Source organism: Paenibacillus sp. FSL H7-0331 (genome assembly GCF_001956045.1).
In genome coordinates this window covers 185,194-193,208 of record NZ_MRTH01000015.1, presented here as the reverse complement: position 1 = coordinate 193,208, position 8,015 = coordinate 185,194, and the positions used below count along the sequence as shown (strand labels likewise).

Sequence of the window (8,015 nt, the reverse complement as noted above, 5' to 3'; positions counted from 1 at the left end):
GACGATTATTGATCGTCTATGTCTTCGCTTGGAAACCAACCAACTTCCTGAACAATTTTAGTTCAACTTATATAGATGCTGATGCAGAGGCGTTTTGGAAGAGTAATCCAACATTATGGAATAAGTATAGACCGATTGGTAATGCTTTGATGGAAGAAAAATTTAATGAACAAACTATAATAAGTTATAATGGGTCAACTGTTACCTTAGTTAATAATGATAAAGAGTATACAGTCACTTTTGCTTCAATGAAATCAATTGAAGATACCTTTTTGACGAGCGATCCTTTAGGTGATTATAATTGGTCTGAAAGTATTAAATCAGCTATTCGTCATGAAAATGTAAAGCTATATCGAGCAGTGGATTTACAAAGGAAATAGGGAATTTAAGTACGATTTCGTTTATTTCGATGTCTCAGGTAAAGTTACTAGCGTTCAGGAATAGATAGAGTTGACAATTAGGTCCTATGCCAAGAACTTCCTAAAGAGGAGGTTCTTTTTTTACACATTTTATCTGAACAGGAGCAGTCCTAGTCTAAAGCCTAGGTTCAGACCCTCCCTAAGACGGTTATGTCAGGCAAATAAGACGGATATAATGGATTTATAACTTAGAGCGTGACTTATGAAGCCAAAGGAAGTGTTTGAATATGAAAACAATAGAAGCGACTGCAAAAGCGCCAACAGGTAAAGTGAGTTGGGTGCTTTTTAATCCAAAAACCTATGCAACGATCCTCTATTTATTGCTGTCTCTCCCGTTAGGGATTATCTATTTTACAGTAGCGATAACGGGACTTGCACTATCAATCGGTTTAACTCCAATATTTATCGGAATACCGCTGTTTTTTGGAGTAGCTAAGCTGTTGAATGGGATTGTGAATTTTGAACAAAGCATGATTAGACAAATTTTAGGTTTACCGACTCCTCCTGTTTCGTATACCTACAATCAACAGTCTGAGGCTGGGCAGAACTGGTTGATGCGAATGGTGAGAGGTTTTGACAGTGGACTATTCATTCGAAATCTGCTGCTCGTATTACTAAAATTTGTAACAGGCATTGTCTTTTTTGTTATTATGGTAACGGTGATTTCACTAGGACTAGGACTTATTGCTCTTCCAGTCGTGCATATCATTTTGATGAATGAAATGCAGCTTGATATTTTAGAGAATAGCTTGTTCAGTTATTTTCATATAGATTGGACCTACAATCAGCAATATATGCTGTACGTAGGCGTTGGCCTTGTACTTTTCTGGATCGCGCTTCGCGTTGTGAATGGGCTCATGCAAATTCAGCGCAGAATCATGTATGTGGATGAGCCATATCAGCAGCCGCCAGTGCCAGTGGAAGCACAAATACATGCGCCGGTTCAGTCGCAATATTATGAGTACCAAGGATCAGCCCACTCAAGGGATGATGCAGCCAGCCTATAGAGAGCTTTAGAAGCTCTCTTTTTTTGATGTTAGAAACCTTACACTCAGGGCGTCCAATTTCCCTATTGCAAAAAGGGATGTATGAAGTGACGTTCGAAGGGACGGGAAACGTAGTTTTTTACGTGAAATAAATATCTTCAAATCGATCAGGTGACAAATAACCGATGGAACCATACAAATTGTTTGGATGACAGATAACCAAACAGTTTTTCTATTAATGGAAAAAGTACGAAGCTTGTTACAAATGTAAATTTTTAATCGTTCATTAAGTAACTTTATTTCAACAAAATGAATAATCCATTAAATCCGCATCACCTCCATTAAACAACTTTATTTATTTTTCAGGAAAATGTAAATAAACTATGAAGGGAGCTTATTATTAGAGCAAAAAATTGTGTGTCATAAAAAAAGCTTGCTTTTGTGCATATACACATATATATTGAATACATGAATGATCTTGGACCTTTATCCTGTCACTGTTTAGTCGCGCGGCAAATGACCCGGTACGTAACAAAACTGTATGAACGTCATCTTGAACCGTCTGGAATAACTTCGACTCAATTAGCGATACTAAACTTCATTGAGCGCCATCAGGAACTGACAATGAATGAGCTGGCCGAGATGCTGCTGATGGATCGCACAACTTTAGTGCGCGCCCTGAAGCCTTTGCAAATTCAAGGTTATGTATTGACCACTCGTCATCTCAACGAGCCGCGTCGGCACTTGCTCTCTCTGTCGCCAAGCGGATGCCTCAAAATCGAAGAAGCAATGCCTTTATGGGAAGCAGCGCAACATGAATATGAAACTGAAATTGGTTATGAGCACGCACGCGCTCTTCGAAACGACTTGTTGAGGATCACGGGAGCACTGTGAAACGTCTCCCGATGATTTATTTACTTCAAACTGTGCATATACACATGTTGATTCAGCTGGGATAACATTGCCATTGTAATCATTCGCTGTAGCAGGGGGATCTAGCATCATTCAAAATTCAATTCGAGGGAGTATCAACTCATGACAAAATTACTAGAAGGGAAGAATGCTGTTAGTACTGGATTTTTTCGTTTTAAATTAACTTAATTTTTTTTTAACTTTTTGAGAACGATAGTTCTCAAAAGGATCGAGACAAGATTGAATAAGCTGGTGACGATAAAAAGCAATAATTGAGTACACTAAAGAACAAACAAAAAAGGAGTAGTGACATGGATATTTCTAAACAAGTTGCAATTATCAGTGGTTCTAACCGAGGTCTTGGCAAGAATTTGGCCCAGGAGCTTCTTAAAAGAGGAGCTAAAGTATATGCTGGAGCGAGGAATCCAGCTTCAATTGATTTGCCAGGTGCTATGCCGCTTCAACTCGATATTACAGATCCCGAATCTGTGGCCGCTGCTGCAGCCGCCGCTGGCGATGTAACCCTTCTGATCAATAATGCCGGTACATCAACAGGAGCTGACCTTTTGACGGGTAAGTTTGACGATATTAACTTGGAATTCAACACGCATGTTTTTGGCACATTATCTATGATTCGTGCCTTCGCACCGATAATTGAAAAAAATGGAGGGGGGACGATACTAAACATTTTATCTGTATTATCTTGGTTCAGTATTGGCAATGAAGGAGCTTATTCTGCTGCTAAATCAGCCGAGTGGGGAATGACGAATGCATTACGTTTAAGTTTAGCCTCAAATAATATTAGAGTTGCGGGACTTCACGTTGCTTTCATGGATACGGACATGACAGCCAACGTCAAAGCACCGAAGGCAGATCCAAGGGATATTGCGAAAATCGCAATAGATGGAGTTGAGTTAGATCTATATGAAATTATTGCTGATGATGTAAGTAAAAAAGTGAAAGAGGGACTATCTGGAGAAATTTCTTCTTTGTACCCTCAATTATTTCAATAAATTTGCCGAGAAAACTTCTAAAACAAAGAGTTACGGGTAGAGAAGCAATTCCCGAGATTGTCGAGACATAGGAACCTTCTATATGCTTTGATTGAGTAAAGAGAAAGATCGGCGCATGTTCGAGTGGTACCAGGCCAATGTTTTAAGCTTTTTCTAGCCCTAATCAAACAACGTATTAAAGTATAAAAAGCCGCCTCCAATCCCAGGATCATTATGGATTTAGAGGTGGCTTTATGTATTGTTTGGGACGGTTACTTTCGAAGCTTTCCAAAGCACGGCTGTTTATTGTTATTAAGAATAAGCAGGGACAGACAATTGACTTCTCGGAGGTGAAGATCGATATCCCGATAGATGGTTCTTTGGGAAACTTGAAACTCTTCAGCCAGCACGGAGGCAGACAAAACTTCGTGATTCAACAGCTTGTAGATTATGGAGATCAATTGCTCCAATTTCATGTGTATCCCCGCCCGTTAGTCCATTTCGTATTATTGCTCATTATTATATTACTGACATACTGTTGTCAACATTATACGTTTACCATTAGCTGTAGGAAAGGAGAGCGGTACTAATCAACGGTCAAGTCGACGGCATATGGAAACGAACGATCCTTTCAAGTGAAGAAAATATAGATAATCAAGGAGGAGCACATGAAATACGCTTATGCTTATGTGCTAGATACGATGGCGGATTGGGAGCTTGGCTTTGTAATTGCAGAGCTCAACTCGGGTCAATATTTCAAGAGTCGAGGGAGCCGTATTCCTGTCAAAATGGTTGGGGCTTCCAAACGTCCGATCACGACAAAGGGCGGCATGACGATCCTACCGGATCTGACGGTAGATGAGATCACGCATGAAACATCCGCGATATTGCTCTTGCCGGGGGCAGACAATTGGAATGATCCCGAACATGCGCCAGTTGTCGAAAAGGCAAAACAACTGCTGGACGTCGGCGGCAATGTTGCAGCAATATGCGGAGCGACCACCGCACTTGCCAATTCCGGTTTATTGGATGATCGTCAACACACGAGCAACAGTCTGGAGTATTTGACTCTGTTCTGCCCCACATACAAAGGCGCTGCCTGTTATAAAGACGAGAAGATCGTTGCAGACGGCAATCTTATCACAACCGGTGCTGCCGGCGGACTTCTATTAGCGCGTGAGGTTATTGCGCTGCTGGATCTATTTAAAAATGAAACGTTAGAAGCGTGGTATAACTACTTCAATACTGGCGACAGTAAATATTTTTATACCATGATGGAGACGCTGCAAGAGAGCAATTCATCCATCAGAAATTAAATTCCCACCAATATTGTTATAAGAATAAAAAAGTCATCACAAATTAAGTTAGTTTAAGTGATAATTGTTGAGTTATCGCTTAGACTAACTTATATTTATGTTAAGGAGGGAATTTATGAATCAAGAGGAACGATTAATAAGTATCTTAAATTATTTAGAACTGCATAAAACGATTAATATTAAACAAATATGTGAGAAGTTCAACGTTTCTCGGGATACAGCCAGACGAGATATTGTAAATCTGACTAATCAAAATTTAGTAACCAGGACATACGGTGGAATTGCAATACCCTCTTTTCATAAGCAAATTGAGGATTATCAGGAACGACTTCAAATCGAGCCATTTTCAAAAAATTTACTTGGTCAAGCTGCTGCAAATATGATAAATGACTCGGATTTGGTATATTTGGACATTTCTACGACGGTAAACTTTATACCTCAATATTTGGAATCAAAAGAAGTTACAGTTGTTACTAATTCGATTGATTGTGTGTACGAACTAGTCCAATCAGATAAAGCAACCATTCATATTTTAGGCGGTATAGTGAACAAATCATCACGACATGTTTCTGGCTACTCTGCTATTGAAAAGTTAAGTGACTTTAACTTTAATAAAGTGTTCATTGGAACTGCTGGAATTACAGAAGATGGCATTTATTATGGTTTTGAAGAAGATATTTACTTTAAGCGAGAGTTAATAAAGAATGCGAATCACGTCATTTTATTAGCTGATTACACGAAGTTTAATAAACATCATAAATATAAAGGGCTGCCATATAATTCAATTCATACAATAATTACGGACAAAACGCTACCAGATAATCTTAATAAAGTTATTTCGAAAAATGGCATAGAGATTAAAGTCGTGAACAAAGAATAGATCAGTTTTGGTTTCTAAAAGTAAATGAAGAGGAGTGTTGGTAATGCCTGAATATAACACTGTAATATTTGATGTTGATGGTACTTTGATTGACACTGAAAAAGCGGTCTTAGCTTCGCTTCAGAAATTGTTAAGCATAGATTATAACAAAGATATTGACCAATCAGAACTCAAATTTGTTCTAGGAATCCCAGGTGCTATTGCATTACCACAACTCGGAATTACTGATATTGATGAAGCAAATGAGAGATGGAATTATTTCATGAAGGACTTCTTTCATACAGTTACTATATTCGATGGTATTATTGATTTAATGAACTCGCTAGGTAATATAGGTATACAACAAGGGATTGTGACTTCAAAAACAAAGATTGAACTACAAAACGATTTTGTCCCATTTGATCTGATGAAATATTTACCACATGTTGTTTGTGCAGATGATACTGCAAAACATAAGCCTAATCCAGATCCATTACTAAAATTTTTAGAGATTTCAAACGCTAATCACGAGGCTTCAATTTATATTGGAGACACCATTTATGATTATGAATGTGCTCGCGATGCTGGCATTGATTTTGGTTTAGCTTTATGGGGATGCAAGAATCATGAGCATATCCCTGCAACATATAAGTTTGTTAAACCACAAGACCTACTTAAGATCATATAGATAGGCGGTGCAGGGGAGCCTATACGAAAGTTGATTGGAGGCTAAAGACATGAACGAGCAGATGGTCGTTGAACAGTTCAAACAGGCGGTCATGAGCAATGATACGGTCGCGACGAGTCGATGCCTAAACGAGCATCCCTTTCTCGTCAAACAAATTAACGAGCCGTGGTTTGCCTTCGATACGCCAGCGATCGTCGCCGCAGCGGCAAACGGGAACCGCGAAGCCGTGGACATATTGCTTGCGTACGGCGCTGATTTGCATGCAAAAAGCAGCTGGTGGGCTGGAGGATTCGGGGTTTTGCATCATGACCATCATGAGCTTTCCAGATATTTGATTGAACGAGGAGCTCCCGTTGATATACACGCGGCCGCAGCGCTGGGCATGTTGGATACTGTGAAAGAAATGGTCGAGATGAATCCCGCCGCTGTCAATCAGCGCGGACCCGATGGGCAGGTTCCGCTTCATTTTGCAACTGAACCTGAAATCATTGATTTTCTGCTCGCTCACGGCGCCGATATCGATAGGCGCGATATCGATCATGGCAGCACACCAGCTCAATGGGCGATCGATAACACGGCAAAATGCAGGTTTCTCATTGAGCGTGGCTCGGCAGCGGATATTTTTATAGCGATCAATATCGGAGATCCGGAGCTGGTCCGCTCTTTCATTCATGCTGACCCCGAGTGCCTTCAAGCTCAAGTCGGACGGGGTAGTTTCACGTCCGGCGATTCGAACGGGGGACATATCTACACGTACAAAATAGGCGCAAATACGCGACCGTTCTATCTTGCGGCGCGCAGCAATCATCCCGAGATTGTGGATCTGATCTCGAAGCATAGTCCTTCAAATCAGCGTCTGCTACTTGCCTGCATGCAGGCCGATCCGGCGGCTGTGCAAACTCTGCTTGAGCAGGATTCAAATCTGATACAGTCGCTCTCGCCCGAGGATCTAAGCTTAATTGCCGATGCCGCATGGAACAATGAGGTTCAAGCTGTTCGTACGATGCTCGAAGCCGGGTTCCCTGCCGATTCCCGCCGCGATGACAAGGATTTTACGGCGCTTCATAACGCGGCTATGCGAGGAAACGATGAAGTGGTACAGTTGCTGCTTACGTACGGCGCATCCGCTCATCTAACCCACGGTTACGGTGGCAACGCATTGGACAGCTGCATGTGGGGATCCGTTCACTTTCGAGATCTGGCTGGGGATTATTCGGCAGTGGCGGAGCAACTCATTCAAGCCGGCGCTCCCTTGCCCAACCAAGCGTCGGGCAGCGAAGACGTAAAGGAAGTGCTAGCGCGTCACGGAGTCGGGAGCATGAATGGGCAGGATAGTTCGAATTGACATTTAAGACTTTATATTCACAAGACACCGGTAACACTCAGGGCGGATTTCTCATATGCTGATTCGAGGAGGGATCACCAGTGCCCTGGCAGCAGAAAGCCATGTCTTTGATTGGCCGGCCGGTAGGTGTTTCCTTGGCGACCGGCCAAGGGGTTTCCGGCATTTTATGCGGAATGCATAATGGCCAAATATTTGTACTTCAATATATGTACCACTCCCAATTTGCAACCATGCACTATACTTTTGCACAGGTTCAGGATATTCATCCTTTTCCGTCCTGCTATCCGCACCCTACATGATATTAAAACGAAAGCGCCCTTCTCTAATAGTGAAGTGATTCTACAAAGGTAAACGCTTTATTACATTAGGCAACTAAAAGGTCTGATTCCGGAATTTTCCGGGCTCAGGCCTTTTTGTTTTGCTTTAATTCGTTCCGCATCGGATCAGATTGCCCCTTATTTTTGTCCAAATAATAATAAGTGCTACATGGGATACCTG

At 41.4% G+C, this 8,015-nt stretch carries 8 protein-coding genes and 2 pseudogenes; 9 read left to right on the top strand and 1 reads right to left on the bottom strand.

Features of this window, described 5'->3' with window-relative positions; genetic code table 11:
- From BK127_RS43825 to BK127_RS22425, 4 genes and pseudogenes are all read left to right on the top strand, one after another.
- Nucleotides 1-380 (top strand): hypothetical protein (locus BK127_RS43825; RefSeq protein ID WP_179097570.1); only part of this gene is annotated, 380 nt, incomplete at its 5' end.
- A gap of 266 nt (nt 381-646) precedes the next feature.
- Nucleotides 647-1,436, top strand: a pseudogene (locus tag BK127_RS22435) (sensor domain-containing protein).
- Between the two features lie 437 nt (nt 1,437-1,873).
- A complete protein-coding gene (locus tag BK127_RS22430) occupies nt 1,874-2,299 on the top strand; it encodes a MarR family winged helix-turn-helix transcriptional regulator (protein WP_076233764.1) in 426 nt (141 codons plus the stop codon).
- A 329-nt stretch (nt 2,300-2,628) separates the two neighbouring features.
- Nucleotides 2,629-3,330, top strand: a complete 702-nt coding sequence (locus BK127_RS22425) for an SDR family oxidoreductase (protein ID WP_076233748.1) — start codon at nt 2,629-2,631, stop codon at nt 3,328-3,330.
- A 332-nt stretch (nt 3,331-3,662) separates the two neighbouring features.
- Here BK127_RS22425 and BK127_RS22420 read toward each other — a convergent pair.
- Nucleotides 3,663-3,785 (bottom strand): annotated as a pseudogene (locus BK127_RS22420) (HTH domain-containing protein); the annotation flags it as partial.
- 192 nt (nt 3,786-3,977) lie between these two features.
- Here BK127_RS22420 and BK127_RS22415 point away from each other — a divergent pair.
- The 5 genes from BK127_RS22415 (at nt 3,978) to BK127_RS22395 (ending at nt 7,816) form a co-directional block, all read left to right on the top strand.
- Nucleotides 3,978-4,625, top strand: coding sequence for a DJ-1/PfpI family protein (locus BK127_RS22415; RefSeq protein WP_076233747.1), 648 nt, complete (start codon nt 3,978-3,980; stop codon nt 4,623-4,625).
- Nucleotides 4,626-4,740: 115 nt separating this feature from the next.
- A complete protein-coding gene (locus BK127_RS22410) occupies nt 4,741-5,505 on the top strand; it encodes a DeoR/GlpR family DNA-binding transcription regulator (protein WP_076233746.1) in 765 nt (254 codons plus the stop codon).
- A 43-nt stretch (nt 5,506-5,548) separates the two neighbouring features.
- The gene (locus BK127_RS22405; RefSeq protein ID WP_076233745.1) at nt 5,549-6,172 is read left to right on the top strand and encodes an HAD family hydrolase; all 624 of its coding nucleotides are present in this window, start codon (nt 5,549-5,551) and stop codon (nt 6,170-6,172) included.
- Nucleotides 6,173-6,221: 49 nt separating this feature from the next.
- The gene (locus tag BK127_RS22400) at nt 6,222-7,517 is read left to right on the top strand and encodes an ankyrin repeat domain-containing protein (protein WP_076233744.1); all 1,296 of its coding nucleotides are present in this window, start codon (nt 6,222-6,224) and stop codon (nt 7,515-7,517) included.
- Between the two features lie 101 nt (nt 7,518-7,618).
- A complete protein-coding gene (locus tag BK127_RS22395) occupies nt 7,619-7,816 on the top strand; it encodes a hypothetical protein (RefSeq protein WP_372237370.1) in 198 nt (65 codons plus the stop codon).
- Nucleotides 7,817-8,015: the final 199 nt, after the last annotated feature.